General features: G+C 42.3%; 19 protein-coding genes and 1 pseudogene. 10 read left to right on the forward strand and 10 right to left on the reverse strand.

The features are described from left to right. Positions 1 to 59: 59 nt before the first annotated feature. Positions 60 to 1,253: an ADP-forming succinate--CoA ligase subunit beta gene (gene sucC / locus DIU38_RS17570; RefSeq protein ID WP_112658139.1), complete on the reverse strand. Its 1,194-nt coding sequence runs from the start codon at positions 1,251 to 1,253 to the stop codon at positions 60 to 62. 394 nt (positions 1,254 to 1,647) lie between these two features. Here sucC and DIU38_RS17575 point away from each other — a divergent pair, with 394 nt between their 5' ends. From DIU38_RS17575 to DIU38_RS17590, 4 genes are read left to right on the forward strand one after another with little or no spacing between them, the layout of a single operon-like run. Beyond that, positions 1,648 to 2,307 (forward strand): ABC transporter ATP-binding protein, encoded by a 660-nt coding sequence (locus tag DIU38_RS17575; RefSeq protein WP_090531462.1) that lies wholly within the window; start codon positions 1,648 to 1,650, stop codon positions 2,305 to 2,307. A gap of 4 nt (positions 2,308 to 2,311) precedes the next feature. Beyond that, positions 2,312 to 2,611 carry a hypothetical protein gene (locus tag DIU38_RS17580; RefSeq protein WP_112658085.1) on the forward strand — a complete coding sequence of 100 codons (300 nt, stop codon included), beginning with the start codon at positions 2,312 to 2,314 and terminating at the stop codon, positions 2,609 to 2,611. After that, positions 2,611 to 3,219: an HAD family hydrolase gene (locus tag DIU38_RS17585; RefSeq protein WP_091163021.1), complete on the forward strand. Its 609-nt coding sequence runs from the start codon at positions 2,611 to 2,613 to the stop codon at positions 3,217 to 3,219. Before DIU38_RS17580 ends, DIU38_RS17585 begins: the two co-directional genes overlap by 1 nt. A 54-nt stretch (positions 3,220 to 3,273) precedes the next feature. Beyond that, positions 3,274 to 4,800, forward strand: coding sequence for a S41 family peptidase (locus DIU38_RS17590; RefSeq protein WP_112658083.1), 1,527 nt, complete (start codon positions 3,274 to 3,276; stop codon positions 4,798 to 4,800). Between the two features lie 72 nt (positions 4,801 to 4,872). Here the strand turns inward: DIU38_RS17590 and smc are convergent, their stop codons facing one another. From smc to DIU38_RS17625, 8 genes and pseudogenes are all read right to left on the reverse strand, one after another. Then, positions 4,873 to 8,415, reverse strand: a complete 3,543-nt coding sequence (gene smc, locus DIU38_RS17595; protein ID WP_112658081.1) for a chromosome segregation protein SMC — start codon at positions 8,413 to 8,415, stop codon at positions 4,873 to 4,875. A gap of 319 nt (positions 8,416 to 8,734) precedes the next feature. Next, positions 8,735 to 9,510, reverse strand: a pseudogene (locus tag DIU38_RS17600) (PhzF family phenazine biosynthesis protein). Positions 9,511 to 9,734: 224 nt separating this feature from the next. Then, complete coding sequence (locus DIU38_RS17605) at positions 9,735 to 11,162, reverse strand: glycogen-binding domain-containing protein (RefSeq protein ID WP_112658075.1); 1,428 nt, start codon at positions 11,160 to 11,162, stop codon at positions 9,735 to 9,737. Next, positions 11,162 to 12,136: an aspartyl protease family protein gene (locus DIU38_RS17610; protein ID WP_112658073.1), complete on the reverse strand. Its 975-nt coding sequence runs from the start codon at positions 12,134 to 12,136 to the stop codon at positions 11,162 to 11,164. Before DIU38_RS17610 ends, DIU38_RS17605 begins: the two co-directional genes overlap by 1 nt. 60 nt (positions 12,137 to 12,196) lie before the next feature. Continuing rightward, positions 12,197 to 12,862 carry an ATP-binding cassette domain-containing protein gene (locus tag DIU38_RS17615; RefSeq protein ID WP_167516218.1) on the reverse strand — a complete coding sequence of 222 codons (666 nt, stop codon included), beginning with the start codon at positions 12,860 to 12,862 and terminating at the stop codon, positions 12,197 to 12,199. A gap of 599 nt (positions 12,863 to 13,461) precedes the next feature. Next, complete coding sequence (locus tag DIU38_RS17620; protein WP_317132402.1) at positions 13,462 to 14,130, reverse strand: methylated-DNA--[protein]-cysteine S-methyltransferase; 669 nt, start codon at positions 14,128 to 14,130, stop codon at positions 13,462 to 13,464. Continuing rightward, entirely contained in the window at positions 14,127 to 14,312 is a 186-nt protein-coding gene (locus tag DIU38_RS34715; protein WP_317132403.1) for an AraC family transcriptional regulator, read from the reverse strand. Before DIU38_RS34715 ends, DIU38_RS17620 begins: the two co-directional genes overlap by 4 nt. A gap of 97 nt (positions 14,313 to 14,409) precedes the next feature. Continuing rightward, positions 14,410 to 14,763, reverse strand: a complete 354-nt coding sequence (locus tag DIU38_RS17625) for a DUF488 domain-containing protein (protein WP_208057788.1) — start codon at positions 14,761 to 14,763, stop codon at positions 14,410 to 14,412. 115 nt (positions 14,764 to 14,878) lie between these two features. Here DIU38_RS17625 and DIU38_RS17630 point away from each other — a divergent pair, with 115 nt between their 5' ends. Together DIU38_RS17630 and DIU38_RS17635 are read left to right on the forward strand one after the other, a co-directional pair. Beyond that, positions 14,879 to 15,598 carry a 2OG-Fe(II) oxygenase gene (locus DIU38_RS17630; protein ID WP_112658069.1) on the forward strand — a complete coding sequence of 240 codons (720 nt, stop codon included), beginning with the start codon at positions 14,879 to 14,881 and terminating at the stop codon, positions 15,596 to 15,598. Between the two features lie 47 nt (positions 15,599 to 15,645). Beyond that, on the forward strand, positions 15,646 to 16,260 hold the full coding sequence (locus DIU38_RS17635) for a hypothetical protein (RefSeq protein ID WP_112658067.1): 615 nt from the start codon (positions 15,646 to 15,648) through the stop codon (positions 16,258 to 16,260). A 26-nt stretch (positions 16,261 to 16,286) separates the two neighbouring features. Here DIU38_RS17635 and DIU38_RS17640 read toward each other — a convergent pair whose 3' ends face one another. Continuing rightward, a complete protein-coding gene (locus DIU38_RS17640) occupies positions 16,287 to 16,952 on the reverse strand; it encodes a Type 1 glutamine amidotransferase-like domain-containing protein (RefSeq protein ID WP_112658133.1) in 666 nt (221 codons plus the stop codon). A gap of 480 nt (positions 16,953 to 17,432) precedes the next feature. Here DIU38_RS17640 and DIU38_RS17645 point away from each other — a divergent pair, with 480 nt between their 5' ends. The 4 genes from DIU38_RS17645 to DIU38_RS17660 all read left to right on the forward strand — a co-directional run bounded on the left by DIU38_RS17645 (position 17,433) and on the right by DIU38_RS17660 (position 20,166). After that, positions 17,433 to 18,626 (forward strand): sensor histidine kinase, encoded by a 1,194-nt coding sequence (locus DIU38_RS17645; RefSeq protein ID WP_112658065.1) that lies wholly within the window; start codon positions 17,433 to 17,435, stop codon positions 18,624 to 18,626. A gap of 48 nt (positions 18,627 to 18,674) precedes the next feature. Further along, entirely contained in the window at positions 18,675 to 19,370 is a 696-nt protein-coding gene (locus DIU38_RS17650; RefSeq protein WP_112658063.1) for a LytR/AlgR family response regulator transcription factor, read from the forward strand. Positions 19,371 to 19,473: 103 nt separating this feature from the next. Then, on the forward strand, positions 19,474 to 19,851 hold the full coding sequence (locus tag DIU38_RS17655; protein WP_112658061.1) for a response regulator: 378 nt from the start codon (positions 19,474 to 19,476) through the stop codon (positions 19,849 to 19,851). Positions 19,852 to 19,923: 72 nt separating this feature from the next. After that, positions 19,924 to 20,166, forward strand: a complete 243-nt coding sequence (locus tag DIU38_RS17660) for a PqqD family protein (protein WP_112658059.1) — start codon at positions 19,924 to 19,926, stop codon at positions 20,164 to 20,166.

Consider the following 20,166-nt stretch of genomic DNA (forward strand, 5'->3'; position numbering starts at 1 on the left):
TTTTTATCTATAGGCTGGCAATTAATCTCTAATTACCAGCCTCTAATCTCTAAAAAGAATTAAAGCGCTAAAACCTCTTTAACACGGTCTGCAGCTTCTTTCAGCAATATTGCCGAGTAAACTTTCAAACCTGAGTTATCGATCAGTTCTTTTGCTTCGGCAGCGTTTGTGCCCTGTAAACGAACAATAATTGGCACCGGGATATTACCGATCTCTTTGTAAGCATCAATTACACCTTGCGCAACACGGTCGCAACGAACGATACCACCGAAGATGTTGATCAGGATGGCTTTTACGTTAGGATCTGAAAGAATGATATTGAAACCAGCTTTTACAGTTTGCGCGTTGGCCGTACCGCCTACGTCAAGGAAGTTGGCAGGCTCGCCCCCGGCAATTTTAATGATGTCCATAGTAGCCATAGCTAAGCCGGCGCCATTAACCATACAGCCTACGTTACCATCAAGCTTAACATAGTTAAGGTTTGATTTGCTGGCTTCAACCTCGGTTGGATCTTCCTCATCGGTATCACGCATTGCAGCGTAATCCGGATGACGGTAAAGCGCGTTATCGTCAAGGTTTACCTTAGCGTCAACAGCTAAAATTTTATTATCAGAGGTTTTTAAAACCGGGTTAATTTCAAATTGCGATGAGTCGGTACCTTCATAGGCTTTGTATAAAGCAGCAATGAATTTGGTCATGTCTTTAAATGCTTCGCCTTCAAGGCCAAGGTTAAAGGCTATTTTACGGGTCTGGAAGCCCTGTAAACCAACTTTAGGATCAATCTCTTCTTTAAATATAAGCTCAGGGGTTGAGTGTGCAACTTCCTCAATATCCATACCGCCTTCGGTGCTGTACATAATAATGTTGCGGCCACGGGCGCGGTCAAGCAATACGCTCATGTAAAACTCTTTGGTTTCACTTTCGCCCGGATAGTAAACATCCTGTGCAACTAAAACTTTCTTAACTTTTTTACCTTCAGGACCAGTTTGCGGAGTTACCAGCTGCATACCTAAAATATTGCCGGTATGTTCTTTTACCTGCTCGATGTTTTTGGCAAGCTTAACGCCGCCCCCTTTACCACGGCCACCTGCGTGAATCTGTGCTTTGATCACTACCCAGCTTGAGCCCAGGTCTTCTTTCAATTTTTGGGCAGCCTCAACAGCCTGCTCAACAGTATCGGCTACAATGCCTTCCTGAACTCTAACGCCATAGCTTTTTAATATAGCTTTACCCTGATATTCGTGAATATTCATGTTTTGAAGAATTTGCGGTAAAGCTACAATTTTGTTTGAAACGGTAAACACCTTGTTTCAGTTTATTTGCCCTTATCGGGGGTAAATAACATTGTATTTACAAAGGATGCAAAGTACGGGAAACTTAGGGAATTGAATATTAAGCACGCTAAGGCGCAACGCCGCAAAAAAATGGGAGAATTTGTTTTTAGTTGAGAGCCTCCTTAAATCATTTCATTCAGCTCTATGTCAAAATCATGATTTACAGAACTTTAATATTAATAGAATGTTCGCAAAATCAGAAAAATAGGTGTCAACATAATCAAAAATCATCAACGGTAAAAATCGGTGAAATCATAAATCAATAGGTGTAATCCCAACAAAATAAATCCAGCTAATCCGTTAACTTTGCCAAATGCTTAAAGCCAGATCTATCCATAAATCATACGGACAGTTACAAATATTAAAGGGTGTTGACCTTGAGGTACAAAAGGGCGAAATCGTGACCATCGTTGGTGCTTCAGGTGCCGGAAAAAGCTCGTTACTTAACATATTAGGTACCCTTGACCGGCCGGATTCAGGCACTTTAACCATTAATGATATTGAACTAAACAAACTAAACAACAAACAACTAAGCGATTTCCGGAACCGGCAGATTGGCTTTATATTCCAGTTTCACCATTTACTGGCCGAGTTCAGCGCTCTTGAAAATGTTTGCATCCCGGCCTTTATAGCAGGAAAATCAAAATCTGAAGCAGAAAAAAAAGCGGCCGGGTTGCTTGACCTTTTGGGTTTGAAAGACAGGCTGCACCATAAACCTAACCAGCTATCGGGCGGCGAGCAACAAAGGGTAGCTGTGGCACGTGCGTTAATCAACAATCCGGCACTTATTTTTGCCGATGAGCCTTCAGGCAACCTTGATTCGGTCAACGCGCTCGAGCTTCATGAATTATTTATTAAGCTTAAAAATGATTTCAGGCAAACCTTTGTTATTGTTACTCATAATGAAGATCTTGCAAACCTGTCAGACCGCACGGTTACAATGAGGGATGGTTTAATTGTTAACGGTCAATAGCCATATGAGCATTTTAATTACCGCCGCCACAACGGCTCAAGCCTACCAGCTCAAAAACAAACTTGAAGGAAAAAATATTATTTTGGGTGATCATATGGACCTGCCTGATTTTATGATAAAAACGGGCAAAATGATATTGTTGCCCAATCCAGCTTCGGCAAGTTATACACATGAAATGCTAACGCTTTGCCTGGATAAAAGCATCGATTCGGTTTATTTATTAAGACCTGATGAAACAATACTCTTGCTAAAGGCCGAAACCCTTTTTAATGAATACGATATAAACCTACACGTAATTGCTTAATGGACTATAAGGATATTGATAAACGTAAAACAGCTTTTATTTTTGAGTTAGATAATGTGCTTTATCCGGCAAAGGATTACTACTTTCAGGCTTATTACCTGTTTGCAAACATGCTTGAATATATTGAGCTGATAGATGCAAAGGCCGCAACCAAAGTATTAACTGATACGTATATAGCTGAAGGGAAGGATGCCGCATTTAACCGTTTGACGGAGCAGTTCCCGGTGGCCGAACAATACCGCGATAAATTTGAGAACCTGCTTTTAACTGCCAAATTACCGCTAAAACTGCTTTTATATCAAAATATACTTACCTTAATGCAGGATATTGTGGTCGACCGCAAAAAATTGTTTATTGTAACTAACGGCAATGTTCAGGAACAGGTAAATAAAATTAAACAAACCGAATGGCACGGGCTGGAAAAATATCTCCGCTGCTATTTTACCGAAGAAACCGTACCAAAACCCGAACCAGATGTAATTAACCTGCTTATTCAGGAACATGGCCTCCAGCGTAAAGAAATAGTGATGATTGAAAATTCGGAAACAGATAAGCTTTGTGCCGAAGCCAGCGGCATTGACTGTATCAGTGTTGAAGACTTTTTATAGCATTACCTATAACATACTTACTAACAAGGCGTTTTAATACTTAAACTCAAGTGTATGAGAAAAATATTTTACTTTTTAGCCCTTATTTCCGTTGCATTGATATCTGCCTGTAAAAAAAATAAACCTATTAATAACGGCGATGATGGTACTACCGGCCCGCCAAACACCGGCACCACGCTTGATCGTATAAGGGACTCGGTTTATCTGTATCCGCAGGAAACCTATTTGTGGTACAATCAGCTTCCTACTTACAAAAACTTTCAGCCCCGTAACTATGTAAGCAGCGATACCATCACCGGCTTAAGCAGCGAGGTTGACCATTTATCGCAATATGCCATAAATCCGGCAAGCTCTCAACCGTACGAATATTATGATAATACCGGTACGGCCAAATACTCGTTTATTGATGACGGCTCGGTATCGAACGAATTGAGCGGCAATGGCGGCGACTTCGGTTTTTCGGTATTCTACCCTACGCGTTCGGATCTGAGGATCAAATATGTATACCCTGGTTCACCTGCTGATAAAGTAGGTATTAAACGCGGGTATCAGATCACCAAAATAAATGGGCGCACCGACCTTGCTTACGATGACGGAGGTTCGACTACCCAATTTGTAATACAAGCCTATGCATACAGCAAAACTATCAGCATGACATTGGCCAGACCGGATAATACCACCGTTGATGTAACGCTTAATACTGCTAACTATACTATAAACCCTGTTATTACTTATAAAACACTGGACGCCGGCTCGGGCAAAAAAGCAGGCTACATGGTTTTTAATTCTTTTACTGATAAAACCAATGCCGGTCCTAAAATATTAGAGGCTTTAAACAGCTTCACGGGCATTTCCGATTTGATCGTTGATTTAAGGTACAACGGTGGCGGATCCGTAGAAACTGCGGAATACTTAGATAACCTTTTAGTACCATCGGCTAAGAACGGCACTAAGATGTATACAGCTTATTTTAATGATAAGCTTACAAACGATAACTATACCTTGTTTAAAAACCTTTACGAAATACCCAAAGGATTTTTTTCGGTAAGCAACCAAACTGTTAATTTCCAAAAGCAAGGGTCACTTAATTTAAGCCGGATATTCTTTATAGTTGGTAGCGGTACTGCCTCGGCAAGTGAGTTAACCATTAATAACCTGATCCCTGAACTGGATGTTGAATTGATCGGCTCTGTCACCTATGGCAAGCCTGTTGGTTTTTATGGTATTGATATCAATAAATACCAATTGTATATGCCAATGTTCTCCACAAGAAATTCGGCAAACAATGGCGATTATTATACCGGTATGACACCAGGGCAAGGCATTTATAAAGGTGTTAGCGCCGTCGACGATCTGACCAAAGATTTCGGCGACCCTACCGAAGGGCTATTAGCACAGGCTTTGAGCTATATCTCTACTGGCAAGTATAAAACCGGTTCAATAACAACACAAAGCCTGGCTACCTCATCAAAAAACGTGCTTTCGGCCGATCAGAAACGTGCGATGGAACAGAGGTTTACTCGCAGCAAAGTAAAAGGTTTGATGCTTAAAACACCATCGGTGTTTAAAAAGAAGAAATAAAACTTTTCCGTATCAAAGGCGAAGGGCTGAAAAGCTTTTCGCCTTTTTATTAAAAGCCTTAGGCTTTAAGCTCTAATCTGCCAACTCCCTTAAATCAACAGGTACTACACGCGAGATCCCCTGCTCAACCATGGTTACGCCGTAAATAACATCTGTACTTGCAATAGTTCGTTTGTTGTGGGATACAATGATGAATTGAGAGTCTTTGGAGAAGGTACGGATAATGTTATTGAACTTATCAATATTGGTATCATCAAGCGGCGCGTCAACCTCATCAAAAATACAGAAAGGTGCAGGCTTAAGCAGGTACAGCGAAAAAAGTATAGCGGTTGCCGTAAGGGTTTTTTCCCCTCCCGATAGTTGGTTGATGGATAATGGTCGTTTACCTTTTGGCTTCGCGATGATATCGATATCTGACTCGAGCGGATGATCAGGATCAGTCAGGATCAGATCGCATGAATCCTCTTCATTAAACAGCGAGCGGAATACTTTAATAAAGTTTTCGCGCACCATAATAAACGCGGTCATGAACTTATCTTTCGCGGTATCATCAATCTCCTGTATGGTAGCCAGCAATGATGCTTTGGCTTCACTCAGGTCTTTCTTTTGCGCCTGGATAAAAGTATAACGCTCATTCATTTCGTTATAAGCCTCTACCGCCATCGGATTTATGGCGCCAAAATCATCCAGCTGTTTTTTTAGCTTTTCGGCTTTCTCGCGCAGGTCCTGCTCATTTTCACCTTCGGGTACTTCGCTTTCGGGCAGGTCTTCAATATCTATATTAAACTCAACCGAAAGACGTTCTTTCAGCGCGTTCAGGTCTATCTTTAAATTATTTCGTTCGTCGCGCAGCTCGTTCTCAATAACTTCGCTGTTTTCTTTTTTGCGTCTTAGTGAGCTTACCTGGTTCTCATTTTCGGTTATGAGGCCTCGCCATTGATAATATTCCTGCTCCGCTTTTTGTGTGGCCTTTTCCAGGTTTTCCTTCTGCTCATACATTTCGAGCAGGTTATCGTCGGAGTTATCGGCCAGCTTCAGGTTTTCCTGTATAGCAACTTTTACTTTTTCAAGCTCGCTGCTATTTTGGCGGATACGTGTTTCAAGGCTTTCCTGCTGGGTATCCCGATAGTCAAGGTCTTTCATTAAACCCGATACCTTATTTTGTTGCTGATGAAAACGGATATTTTCCTGATTGTATGCGTTTGACTGTACGGAAACGTATTCGTTCAGCTCGTTAAAAGCCATCTGCTTATCGGCCAATAAATCACTTTGGATCTGCCGCTGGGTTTTCAGCTCGGCCAGTTGCGGCTGTAGGGCAGCCATTTCATCTTTGATCCCTGCAATTTTGCGGGCGATATCTTCTTTACGGTTAAGGCTGTTTTCAATAAAAGTTTGATATTGCTCCTGGCGGGTTTTTACAGTGATCAACTCGTTATTTAAACGGTTCAGGATCTGTTGCTGTTCATTGATCTCAGCAGCCTTGGTTGACGAACGTAAAGCTGCAAGCTTGTTCTGTAATTCTTCAGACTTCGTACGAAATGAACCCACCTGGTTCTCTATTCCCCGGATCTCTTTAGCCAAATTCTCCAGGTTTTTAGCACGCCCGATCCTTTTACCTTCAAACAAACCCACAGACCCACCGGCCATGGTATGTTTTGATTTATTGAACTTACCGCTCTTGCCGATTAACACAACGCCCTGCGGTAAAGTTTCGCTATTGATCTGGCCTTCTTTATCGTCATCAACCAGGTAAACACCTTTAAGCAGGTAATTACAAAGCGGCAGGTAACGTTTTTCAACCTCAATAACACTCAATGCCGGGATAGCCCCCTCCTTTTCGAAGCTGATTTGTGCAGGCGATTCATCAGCGTAGTTATTCAGCACAAAGAAATTTGCTCTGCCCTTTGCCGAATTGCTCAACAGGCTTATAGCCTTTACTGCATCGTCATAGCTTTCAACTACGTAATAATTCATGAGCGGTTCAAGGTAGTTTTCAATAGCTACCCGATATTCCTCCTTACAAAAAAGCACATCGCTAAACAGCGGCGCATTTTTAGCCCAATCGGTATTCTTTTTCAGGAACCTGATTGACTCCGGGAAACCTTCCAAACTATCAACCATACTTTTGGTAAGGTTGTATTCGTTTTGCTTGGCATCAAGGCGACGGCTCTCTTTTATAATGGTATCCTTAACCGAGTTCAACTCAACATCGGTTTCGGCAATTTGTTCTTTTAGCTTATTTTCAAACTCAACAGCCTGCTGAAATTCATCATCAAGTGTTTCCTTGCGGTATTGCAGCTCGGCAACCACCTGGTTAAAGTGCGAAAGCTCCACCTCTTTATTGGTGGTATCTTCCATATTACGCTGGCTTTCCTGCTCCAAAGCCTGTTGCTGAATTTGTAATATATCCAGGTCTTTTTCTGCCTTATAAGCCTGGTTTTGCAGGCGGGTATTGATATTATTAAGCTCGTTGAGCTCATTACGGGCTTCGGTTTGTTGTGCACGTAATTCATCAACGGCTTCTTTTAAATCAGAAAGTTTGCTTTGGATGGTTTGCAGCGCTTCATCCTCGGTGGCCTTTTCCTCATTTAAGCGTTTAATGTTATATAAAACGTGGTTCAGCTGGTTTTTATCGCGTTCTAACTCTTCAGTCAGTCGCGATTCTTTATCTTGTTGAAACTTCAACTGTTCATTCTTGATCTTCTTTTCGCTTTCGTAAGCCCGGATCTTTGAAACAAACTCATTGGTTGTTTTCTGCTGAACAGAAAGGTTCTTTTCTTTGGTGATGCTATCCAGCTTTTGTTGTTGTAAAGTCGCTTCCAAAGTATCAATCTGGGCTACGATATCTCCCTTCTCGGCCTTATGCTTTAGCTCCTGCTCCTCTATCTTTTTCAATGATTCGCTGAAAGCCACGATCCTGAACGAAGCCAGCATAATGCTCAGCGTTTTATACTGTTCTTTGAGACGATAGTATCGTTCAGTTTTCTTCGCCTGGTTCTCCAGTGATTTCAGGTTCTTCTCAATCTCAAACAGCAGGTCATCAACACGGGCCAAATCGGCCTCTGTCTCTTTCAGCTTACTGAAAGTTTGCTTTTTGCGGAGCTTATATTTAGAGATGCCCGATGCTTCCTCAAACAGGTTACGGCGTGAGCCCTCCTTATTGGTGATGATCTCGTCGATCATCCGGAGCTCGATGATAGAATAGGAGTCGGAGCCGATACCCGTATCCAAAAAAAGATCGGTAATATCCTTTAAACGGCACTGTACATCGTTAAGTCGGTATTCGCTTTCGCCCGTGCGGTAAAGCTTACGGGTAAGTGTTACCTGCGAATAATCGGTTGGCAGTACGTTTTTTGTATTATCAAAAGTGAGGGAAACTTCGGCAAGGTTAGCCGATTTACGGCTTTTGGTACCGTTAAAAATAACGTTATCCATTTTCTCCGAACGGAGCATCCGGGTGCTTTGCTCACCCAAAACCCAGCGGATACTGTCAACAACGTTCGATTTACCACAACCGTTAGGCCCCACAATAGCGGTAACACCCTCATTAAAATTGATGGTTATTTTATCGCCAAAACTCTTGAAGCCCTTGATTTCTAAACGGGTAAGCTGCATTTAATTTATTAAGTACCTTGCAAAGTCCAAACCCCCAAAGTAATTATAAATAATTGAGTTTTGAAAGTATATTTTGATTTGAGGCGAAAGGAAAAAGGCTAAAGGTGAAAGGTTACTGGCAGGGTTTGTATAACGTCCCTGCTTTGTTCCTACCGATGACAACACAAAAAAGGGTGTCATACTGAGTTCATCGAAGTATGGTGGACAGGCCCCTGCACACGACCGTTCGGCAATTCAGGGTGACAACTCCTTTTTTGCCATTTACCTTTAGCGGCCCGGACTTTTACATATTCGCAATGACAATTTATAATTTAAACCCTTATCTCCCCTTCAAATAAGTAACCGCTTTGCCACTCATCAACACGCGGTCACCTTTAAGCTCGCACCAAAGCTCGCCGCGGCGGGCCGAAAGCTGGTAGGCATGGAGGTTATCTTTACCAAGGCGTTTTGCCCAATACGGGATCAGATTGCAATGTGCCGAACCGGTAACCGGGTCTTCGGGATGCCTGCGCCGGGGGCAAAAAAGCGTGAAACAAAATCAGAGTTATCGCCAGGAGCGGTGGCTATGATCCCTACCGTATCCATTTTTGACATGGCGAAGAAATCAGGCGTAAGCTCCCTGATATCCTGTTCAGTTTCATAAACAATGAAGTAATCACGCGAGCGCAAAAATGCTACCGGCTGCTTTTCACCAAGCGCTTCGGCCAATCCGTTTGGAGCCTCAATTGGGATAGGTGGCCTCGACGGAAAATCCATAGTATATTTATCGCCATCGAGCTTTACAATTAGCGTTCCGGCCTTTACGGTTTCAAAATGAATTACATCTCCCTCATATCCCAGCTCCGAAAATAGGATATGAGCAGATGCCAGGGTAGCATGCCCGCAAAGATCTATCTCATACTCGGGCGTAAACCAGCGAAGCTTATAACCATCGTCGTTTTTCACAAAAAAAGCGGTTTCGGCAAGGTTGTTTTCAATGGCTATCATTTGCATGGTAACATCGGGCAACCATTCATTAAGCGGACAAATTGCCGCCGGGTTACCGCCAAAAAGCTTATCGGTAAATGCGTCGGCCTGGTATATGGGGATGGTCATAAAAATATTGTATTTTAGCTAATATAACGAGGTGAGAGTCAAAATGCAAGAATATAAGAATCAAGATTCAAGAATACCAGAACCATGATGCAAGACTGTGAGAATCAAGATACAATACTGAAAGAATCAACATCTTTATTAATATTTTCCCGCTTCTTAATTCTTTTCTCTTGATCCTGACTTCTTGGTTCTTATCTCTTGGTTCTTATCTCTCGATTCTTTTCTCACTCGATCCATAAAACGGAATTACCCGAATTATATTGGTTAGGTTCGTAAAGTTTATTGCCCGGGTCTATCATCCATTTATCATCCACAATAAACTTGTACAGTTGCTTGCCTGGTTTCAGGTAAACACTTACCGTCCACTCTTTACCGTTAAAAGCAAGTGTGTAACCAAAATCATCAAAGTTATTAAAACTGCCCGCTAAATGAACCTTTTTAGCATTATTGAAACCGCTTAGCTTAAACGTATAATTGGGCTTCACCGAAATATATGAATTAACAACGCCACCCTCCATCATATTACGAGGGTTTTTGGGGTCGGTGATCCAGTTATCATCCACAACAAACTTATAGCCATAATTGCCCGGCGGAATAATTAAGGACGATGCCCAGCCCGTTTTGGTTTTGGTAAGCGGGATCAGGCCATGCTCCCAATTATTGAAGCTTCCGCCAACGTACACTTTCTTTGCATTGGTATAACCATCAAGCTTAAATACAACCGTTTCGCCAAGGTTCAGCACTGAGTTGGTATATCCATCAGCGCCCTGGATCTTATTAGGATTAGCTGGATCGGTGATCCATTTGCCATCAACCAGGAAACGATACGCCTGTGTGCCTTCCTGCAGGTAAAGCTGTTTTTGCCAGCCTTTGGGACTTTTCTCGAGGACGATATTGTTAGCGTCCCAATCATTAAAACTCGCTGCCAGTGTTATTTTATGGACATTGGCGTATCCGTTCAGCTTAAAAGTGTAGTTATAACGAAAGTATATTGAATTATCGTCATGATTGCTCACCAGGTTGTTATAACGGTCACTGGTCCAATGGCCATCCACAATAAACTTATACTCATACTTGCCAGGTTTCAGCTTTATGTCGGCAATCCAACCGCTGTCGGTTTTGGCCATGATACCTTTAAGAGTGCTCCAGTTATTAAAGTTACCTGATAACAGTACCCTTTTACTTTGGGCATAACCGGGCAAAAAGAAACGGGTTAATCCAGATGGTAGTTCATGAACGGTGATTTTAGCAAAGTTATTGATACCGAAGCTAACATCAGCCGGATACCCCGGCGACTCATTATCATTGTTATCTATTTTAGTAGTTATCAGGTAAGGAGTAACTTGCGGGTTCAGGTTAACGGCCTCAAGCGGCCTGTCGAACTCTATTACATTTCCCTGTTTTTCGGCCATTGTCCAGCCGTCTTTTTTCAGAGCGGTAAAATCTCCCTTCAAAATAGCAGCGGCATTTGCACCTTTTAACCCGGCTTTTTTGAGCAAGCTATCTACCTCCGTTTTAGTCGACCGCATATCAATGAGCAGCCTCAGGTTATCGCCGCCCATAACCAGCTTACCGCGTTTTTGCGCGCTTGCAGACAAAGCCATGCAAACCATCGCAAAAAAAACAATAACTATATAGGCCCCTCTTTTCATTACTGATTATTGTAAATGTACATTTCAAATTCTTTTTTAACAAAGTTGATGGTGAATATGCCCCTTACAAAGAAATCGTAACCCAATACACCATCTATTGTGTAACCATAAGCGTTCCCCATTTTTTCGAGATTGGTGATCAGGATCCGGTTTTTCATATACTTGCGGTCGCCCACAACCAGGTTATCAAAACGGGTATAGATCACCTCGATAGAAGTACCGCCAATCCCCATAATTTTTGAGCGGCTAACTACCTCCATATCGGGCATTAGCTTTTTTGATCTCCTGTAATCGAGCAAGCTGGTTTCTGCGGCGCTGTCAAAAGCGAACCAAAGCGAATTATCATTAACAGTGCCCTTCATTAAAATAACATCATTAAGCATGCGGAAAGGGCTTACCATAAACCGGTCATGAAATACTTTCTCAGCCGGAGGGATATTGCTGTTTTCGTCAAGCTTTTGAATATATAGTGTATTACGGAACAGATCGACTGTAATGGCAAAATCTGAAAATAACCGGGTACCCAGCAATCCCAATATTTTGATCCCTTTACTGTTTTCGATAAAGGACAGATCGGTAACATCGGCCCTGAGCCTTGGATAATGTAGGTCAAGAATGTTAAAATTACGGATATAAGTAGTAAAAGAACTGCCGGCAACGCCATTGATTCCTGCAGATTCCTGCTCAGCTACGTGTGGCAGATCCCTAAAATAGGTTTCATTTAAAACCAGGTACGGCGCGCCGGTATCCAGCACAAAATTACCTTCAAGGGTATCGATCTGGGCTTCAATAACAATCAGGTTACCAGCTCTTTTTATGGGAATGACCAAGGTTTTAAAATCGCCGGTTGGTGAAGGATCCGGGTTTGGCTGTACGTTTTTAAAGGTGATGCCTTTAATGGTCGTTTTCCCGCTTCCTGCTGCACCCAAACAGCAGAAAGTTAAAAAAGCGAACAATAAGTAAACCCTGAACATGGTATGAAGTATATACCTGTCAGACCCTCGTTTTACACTTTAAGTTACACCTCCCGGCATTTAAATAATGTGATTAATATAGCCGTGCCTGATCAGATCATCAGGGCTGTTGATGGCTTTGGTGCTCCCGTCGGTAATTAGTACTATTCTATCGGCCACGTCAAGGATATTATAATACTGATGATCGGTAACAATGATACCTTTTACCTTAGCGCATTTACGAATGATACCCTTAAACATTTCCGCCTGCACCGGCGAAACATGAGTAAATGGCTCATCGAGCAATATAAAATCTGCCCGGCTGTAAATACACATCAGGGTTTCCAATTGCCTGAGTTCTCCGCCGGATAGCTGGCCGGGCTTTTTGTGATGATGATCCTGGTAAATTGACAATGAGGTAAATTCATCAGTAAATTGAGGGTCGATAATGGTACCAGCAAGGCTTTGGATCTTTATATTTTGCGGCAGATAATTGTGCTGGGGCAAATAAGCTACCCGACCATCGTCATAACCTTTATAAATGTGTTTATCGTCGATGCTGACGTGCTTGTAAGTTGGCTTCAGGCTACCGAAAATAACCCGCAGCAGCGATGACTTGCCACAGCCGTTGCGGCCAAGCAAACCTACCACCTCGCCCTGGCGGCAATCGAGATAAATATCCTGTAAAATCTTGCGCCCATCAAACTCAAGATGAACGCTGTCGGCTTTTAAAATATGCTGACTCAATATCTTACCAATTTTAAGAGTGATAGCAATATACCGTAGGCCAGGGCATCGCATGTAAGGGCATACAGGTATAATCTGTCAATCCCATAACCCGCATTACGGAAGTAGAAGAAAGTTTTATTTGAATTGTAATTATAATACCGGAAGCCAATGATTAACCCATAGCTCATTATTTTTAATATATATGCCCCTGCAACGTTGACCTCTCCGCGAAGCAAATAGTAGATACAGATCATGTTGATAGACATGCACCATAACAACATCGACTTATAAAAATACCACGTAATTTTTATGGTGTTATGCATTCAGCTAATCATGACATGTAAGCTAAAATAACGCAAATTGTGGATTAAAATTTTCTTTGCAGGCAATTCTATTTTGTTCGCCCGCTGGCTCTCCTGGCGGACAGGTTCGGAGATGCGGTAACTGCAGACACAGTTTTTGATGAGCCCGGCACTTTACTCCACACTGATGTGTTGTTCCAGTGATCTGTAAAACGGGACATACTCATTTTTATGTTTACGTCCACGCTTACTTTAGCGTTGCTATGTAAGCGCGGACGCTTGAGGGCAATTGCATATCCCCCTTGCTCACAAACCTTATTCAACCCGCTCCTTTAGCGCTGCTTCCCAGCCTATTATTGCATTTTTACGGGTACTGCCCCAATGATACTGGCCGATTTCGCCGGTTGATTTGATTACCCGGTGGCAAGGGATCAGGAATGCGACGGGGTTACTACCCACCGCTGAGCCGACTGCTCGGTAAGCATTTTCGCTGCCTGCTTTTTTGGCAAGTGAGGCATAAGTGGTTAATCCGCCGGGAGGTACTTTCAATAACGTCTCCCACACCTTGATCTGGAAATCGGTCCCTTTTAAATGCAGCTTGATCTCATCCAAACGGCTCCAATCCTGCGTAAAAATAAACAAAGCGTTCTGCTGGATCCTGTCAACTAACTGATTGAATACCGCATTAGGAAAACTTATCTTCAGTTGCTCCAATGCTTTCTCTTCGCCCTCATCAACAAACGCCATGTGGCAAATCCCTTTAGCAGTGGATGCTACAACCACTTTACCAAAAGGTGTATCTGCAAACGAATAGTTGATATGCAGCATGGCTCCGCCGTTACGGTATTCGCCAGGGGTCATACCTTCTACCTTAATAAAAAGGTCATGCAGCCGGCCGCCTCCCGAAAGACCTGTTTGCAGCGCGGTATTAAAAACATTCGCGTCTTCATGTTTCAATATTTCCTTGGCATGCTCCGCACTCAAATACTGCAGGAATTGTTTTGGGTTACCCCTGCCCAATCCTTAAACATCCGTTGAAAATGAAAGGGGCTTAAATTAACATGTTCCGCAACTTCGTCCAGTTTAGGCTGTGCCTTAAAATTCTCCCTGAAAAAGCCAATCGCGTCGGCTATGCGGGTATAATCTATCTCTTGTTGAGTTTTCATAAAGCCTTTTTTTAATAAATTCAATTGTGTTTTTTGTATTTATAACACAAAAGTACCAGCCTCGTCTATACTCAACAATCCGATTCTTGCGGAGTTTTCAGGCGATATGCTCTTCGATTATCTTGCTTAAAACTACCGCATTATTTAATTTCGGCTCTTTTGAAGAAAACACCAGCGTCACTGTTTTATGCTGCCTGATATAATCTACCAATTCATCCAAAGCCTTTGCACCCTCAATTTCGGCGCGGTATTTTTGGTTAAAGGCTTCAAATTTTTCAGGATCATGGTTGTACCATTTTCTTAGTTCGTTAGATGGAGCTACATCTTTAAACCACTTGTCAATCCGTTGGTCTTCCTTTTTTATCCCCCGCGGCCAAAGGCGGTCCACCAAAACCCTAACACCATCTACCTCGGTATAAGGCTCATAAACCCGTTTAAGTTTAATCTTCACGATAATGTATTTTAATACTTTTTCTTCGATGGAACCGGCAGTATAAATTCCGCAAGAATCGGATTGCCCACCAATCTTACTAACGATAGTTTTGATACTATTCAAAATAACAAAAATGACACCGGAACAAACACTTAAAGATCGCATCAAAAATCTTCGCTGGGATCAAATTAATAAAACATTACATGACAAGGGTTTTGCAATTGTTAAACAGGTTTTAGGTGAACGCTGCTGCGATACATTAATCAGCGATTATGACGCAGATGCTTACCGCAAAACCGTCAACATGGAGCGCTACAGATTTGGATATGGCGAATACAAATATTATAATTACCCGCTTCCTGCAATTATAACCGATTTAAGGGAGAGCGTTTATCCGTACATCGTACCTGTGGCCAATAAATGGATGAACGAGCTTGGTATTGACAAACAATTCCCCGGTACCCATGAAGAAATGAAACAATTAAGCCATGAGGCCGGGCAAACCAAACCCACAGCCCTGATATTGCAATACACAGCAGGCGGATTTAACACCCTGCACCAGGACCTTTACGGCGAGGTATATTTCCCCATCCAAATGGTTTTCATGCTCGATCAATACAACAGAGACTATACCGGCGGCGAATTTGTAATCACCGAGCAAATTCCGCGGGCGCAATCAAAAGTTAATGTACTTACCCCTGGCATGGGTGATATGGTTTTATTTACCACTAACTTTAGGCCAGTAAAGGGAAGTAAAGGTTATTACAGGGTAAATATGAAGCACGGCGTAAGCCCGGTTCACAGCGGTAAGCGCCATAGCCTGGGCATTATATTTCATGACGCGCTGTCTTAAACAGATTGATGTGACTTTGATCCTGACCATTGAAAACAACGTATAACATGTTGCAGAACCGTGTAAATCCATTTGGACAACTTATTAAAACAACAGCGCGGGGTGCCTGGCTTGGTAACCGGGGCGTAATCCATAATGAGGACAAGGAAATTGTACGTGCTTTCAAAATTAAAGCCTGGATAACTTGCGCTTTGGAGTTCAGGGGCCGACACAGGGAAATCATGCAGCCCGACCGCTGGACTGAACTCTTCTTCCTTGATGAAGCCACGGCATTTTCAGCAGGGCACCGGCCTTGTTTTCAATGCAGGTATAAGGATCATCAACGATTTAAAGAGTTTTGGCTAAAAGGCAACCCTCAATACGGTTTTGACATGAAAACACCTGTAGCCAAAATTGATGATATTTTGCAGTCAGAGCGCATCACAGCTGATAAGTCAAAAGTTACCTATCAAGAAAAACTAACAGCCCTGCCCAACGGCACATTTGTAATTTATGATGGCAAATCACATTTACTCAAAGATAACCTGTTGTATTTATGGAGCCCTGCCGGATACCAAAAAGGAATAAAACTCCCCAATGTCGATATAATCACAGTACTAACTCCCCGGTCAATTGTGAACATGTTCAGTGCGGGGTATGTGCCTCAAACAGGGATTTATTAAATATTTTTTAGCGGCCTGCCATAATCTCAGGGAGTAAATAATTTCCAATGCCCCTCAGAAATAACCTCGACCGCTCCATCAATCACTTTAATTGCGGTTTGATCGTCAATAGCGTATGATGGTACCGATATGGAAGCAGCCAGTTTCTCAATATTGTCCAGCGAATTATTCGGGAACCACTCATGATCCAAATGCGGGTGGATAGCAAAGTCAACAAAACTTAATGACTTATCGCTATCAGCCGGCAGGATATGGTTGCCATAGGTAGTACCAAAGCAGGTCATGATCATACTACCGGCACTCAAGCCAACATATACCATCTTTTGTAAAAGCGAGGGCAGCAGATACGCCAGCCCGGATTGCTGCATCCAATAGGTCAGGTACTGGCAGTCGCCGCCACCTACCAGTAAAGCATCGGTTTCCCGGAGCATATCAATCCATAACTCTTTTTTGATACTGGGTAAGGCGGTAAGTTCCAATAAGCCCAGCGACTTCCAACCCAATTGGCAAAAGGGATCACCTAAGGACCCGCAAATAACCCTTCGTGCTATGTCGCCGCCATTGGGTATAGCGTATATCGCGGTAGGGATAAAAAGGGCGTTCGCTTCGGCAACCGGTTTGCCCAACAGCTCTACCAAAGCATTTTGAATACTCATGTTGCTGATTCCGGCAGATGTAAGAAGTAGCTTCATAATTTGTTGGATTATAATCAATGTTAATAAAAACGCTGGATTAAATTCATAAAATATCCAAAACTCCCCTCCATCCATTCAATTACCCCGTTCGTCGGTACAAAATTTCAGATTAAAACCTCAGGGCTACCTTTACACCATCAAATAATAATTTGATCAGTGATAAGGTTTAGGTGACAGCCCCCAAGCAGCGAGTGCAAGGGGCTTTCTTATCTAATCTACGCATCCCTATTTTAGGTAAAACACGCCGCTCCCCCCGTTCATCTATACAATTTCCCGGTTCACCGACACATGGTTGTTAAAACTCCCGCTCATCTTCACCTTTGATTTATAATTCAGAAGCAGGGACACTGAATTATAGTTTTTTTCGTATAAGATGAAGCACCTGTGCAATGTACAGGTGCTTTTTTTAAATTAGATGCTAAAATATGTGCCAGCCAGTAGCTCCGGCATTGATGAATAAAAGAATCTTAAAATAAAATGATCCGCTCAAAAGCAACCACTTTTTTCATTCATGCTGCAGGCTGGCTTGTGTTTTTAGGGTTCCCGCTATTATTCATGAACCGCACACAGCAAAGCAGCGCCGGCACCTATACCGTCCTGTTTTCGCCTTACTACTGGCTGTTTTGTCTCACCTATATATTTATGTTTTACCTGAACGCCTGGTACCTGGTGCCAAAGTTCGTGTTCCGTAAAAGATACCTCTGGTATGGGATTATTGTGCTATTACTTTCAGGCTGTGTTTACTTTTTGCAGCCTTTTGATAACCTGCTTCTTCACAATCTCATTAAAGGGAATAAACCAGTAGCAACAACCGCCCCCAATCCGCAGCCTATAGGACCGCAAATTACGCCTACAGGCATTGACAGCTCAGCACCTAATCAGCAAAACATGCCTTTTGGCCCGTTGCCGCATGAGGATCTGCGGATGCAGGACCCCAGCCTTAAACCCACCAACCGAATTATCTTCATTCATCAATCCGGTAATATTGATATGGTAGGCTTATTTATTTTTATCATTGTGATGGGGTTGAGCGTTGCCATTGCCACGGTTAAAAAATGGCAGCTTACCGAGCAGATGGTTACCCGTGCCGAAGCCGAAAAAGCCCATGCCGAACTCTCTTTTCTTAAAGCCCAGATCAATCCTCATTTTTTATTCAACACGCTGAATAATATTTATGCCTTATCGGTTACCAATAGCGCGCATACTTCCGAGAGCATCATGAAACTCTCTAACATCATGCGCTATGTAACCGATGAGGTAACGGAGGATTTTGTTTTGCTGCAAAATGAAATTGATTGTATCAATGATTATATCGATCTGCAACGCCTGCGCCTCGGCAAAAAAACAAAGCTCGATTTTGAAGTTTCGGGCAAGATTGACAATCAAAAAATTCCGCCCCTGATACTGATGACCTTTATTGAAAACGTTTTTAAATATGGCGTAAGTAAACACCAGCCATCAGTTATCAATATTTGCTTAAGGGTAAACGGCACCCAAATGCTGTTCATCTGTAAAAATACCATTTTCGAAAAACGACCTGCCACCGAACGGAAAGGGATCGGCATAGCCAATAACCGCCAGCGCCTGCAACATATTTATCCTAACAAACACCGGCTTGACATTAGCGTGGCAGATGGTAATTACATTGTTGAACTGGAGATTAACGCTTAAACTGTTTATTATGCAATTAACTGGAGATTAACGCTTAAACTGTTTATTATGCAATTAAAATGTGTAGCCATTGATGATGAGCCGCTGGCCCTTCAAATAATTGAAAAATATGTAGCCGAATATCCTGCGCTAACATTGGTTAATACTTTTGAGGATGCCATATCGGGCGGGGAATACCTGAAAATGAACAAGGTGGATGTGCTGTTCATAGACATTAACATGCCTGATATTACCGGTATCGACCTGGTAAAATCATTGACTGATAAGCCAATGATTATTTTTACCACTGCCTACAAAAATTATGCGTATGAAGGTTACGAACTGGAAGCGGTTGATTACCTGCTGAAACCGATCAATAACCTGCGCTTTGGCACAGCGGTTCAAAAGGCAATTGGCTATTACCAGTACAAACATACCGATACCCCAAATGAAAGCGATTTCCTGTATGTGCATTCAGAATACAGACTGATCAAGATCAACATTAAAGACATTGAATACATTGAAAGCATGCAGGATTACATCAAGATCCATATGTTGGGCGTAGCCAAACCCATACTAACACTGATGCCCCTGAAAAGTGCAATTGAAAAACTGCCTGCATCAAAATTTATCCGCATCCACCGCAGCTTCGTGGTAGCGCGTGATCAGATCAGGTCTATCCACAACCGCAAGGTAAAACTAACCAACGTAGAGCTTCCTGTAGGTACAAACTATACCGATTTTATCAAAGACTGGCACAAATAATCAATTCATCGGCACATTAAAGGCGTTGAACGACACATTATTTTACAGCCCCTTAAATAGCCTCAACTTTATATTATTAAAATTGATACTAATCCCTAAAGTCATGAAAACAGCAGGCGATAAAAAAACCATCTTAGTACTTGATAAAAACAGCCGGATGTTATCGGTAATTGATGACATTATGTACTATGGTGATTTTAATGTGCATTTAACTTTTGACCCTAATGCTATATATGATAAAGCTAAAATGATTAATCCGGATTTGATCATTTTGGATTATTTGTTAGTAGATAACGATTGTGAAGTGGTTTGCCGGGACTTTAAGGACGATAAGCAGCTATGCAATGTACCTATCATTATTGTAACCGCTTTTAAAACAAAAAAAGCACAGGCCGACTCTTATAAATGCGATGCCTTGTTTGTAAAACCGCTGGATATGGAAGTGCTTGCATCAAGGATTGAATACCTGATGGCATCCTGAAGCTGGTTTTGTAAACTCATATAAACCTGCTAAGTTTAGCTTTTATTAATTAAACAACCCTGCACTTATAAAATGAAACTCAAGAGCAACATAGCCACCAGCGAAAACGGGTTTATTTTTAACCCTGCCACCGGCGATTCATTTTCCGGTAACGGTATGGCGGCAAAACTGCTTGAGGCTATGAAAAGCGGCAAAACCGAAGATGATATCAAGCAGGATATTCTGTGCAGGTATGAAGTGAGCGAAAGCCAGCTTAACAGGGATTGGGATAATTGGATGCTGCAGCTAAAAGAAGCAAACCTACTCGAAATTTAA

It is taken from the genome of Mucilaginibacter metallidurans (assembly GCF_003286435.2).
In the GTDB taxonomy this organism is placed as follows: domain Bacteria; phylum Bacteroidota; class Bacteroidia; order Sphingobacteriales; family Sphingobacteriaceae; genus Mucilaginibacter; species Mucilaginibacter gossypii.